The organism is Streptomyces sp. SID13666 (genome assembly GCF_010548325.1).
GTDB lineage: Bacteria > Actinomycetota > Actinomycetes > Streptomycetales > Streptomycetaceae > Actinacidiphila > Actinacidiphila fildesensis.
On the sequence record NZ_JAAGLX010000149.1, the window covers coordinates 1 to 698 of the forward strand.

Annotated in this window: 1 pseudogene; it reads right to left on the reverse strand. The window is 79.5% G+C overall.

The features are described 5' to 3' along the window. Positions 1 to 698, reverse strand: a pseudogene (locus G3I60_RS43820) (hypothetical protein); the annotation flags it as partial.

Here is a 698-nt window from a genome sequence, read left to right on the forward strand (position 1 = left end):
CGGGCAGCGCCGCGACGGTCACGGCGCCGCACACCACGGCCGCGGGGCCCGGCACCCGCCACGCGGGGCGCCGCAGCGCGGTCGCCGTGAGGACCAGGGCGAGCAGCCCGGCGACCACCACCATGGACGGCGGAGCGACCCGCAGCCCATGAGGCGTCAGAGCGTCGTGGGCGCTGTGCGGGGCGCCCGACCAGATCGAACCCACCCAGCTCAGCGGCCCGAAACAGGTCACGGCCAGCGCGGGCACCGCCCACAGCGCCGCCAGCAGATGCGCCGCCGAGGCTCCCGTCGCGACCCCGTCGGCCGTGGCGCCACGCGATCCGCCGCGCAGGGCGGCGGCCAGGGCCAGCACCGCCACCGCGCAGCCCAGGTACCCCGGAACGACCCAGTCGTCCGCGACCCACGTCCGCACCACGCCACCGGTCCCGGCGATGGTCACGAGAGCGGCCAGAGCGGCGAGCGGTGCGGCGGCGGGGTGCCGGGTGACGGGGGCGCTGAGGGGCGGCGGACCGGCGACGGGAGCCGGGTGCACCGGAGCAGCCGCCGGGAGGCGGTGGGCGGCCGTGAGGGCCACCGCGGCACCTGCCAGCAGCAGGCCGCAGGCCTGCAGCGCGGCGCCGGTCGACGCGGCGTCCAGCGACAGCCACAGCGCGGCGGCCAGGACCAGCAGACCCGACACCGTGCCGGCCACGGCGCCG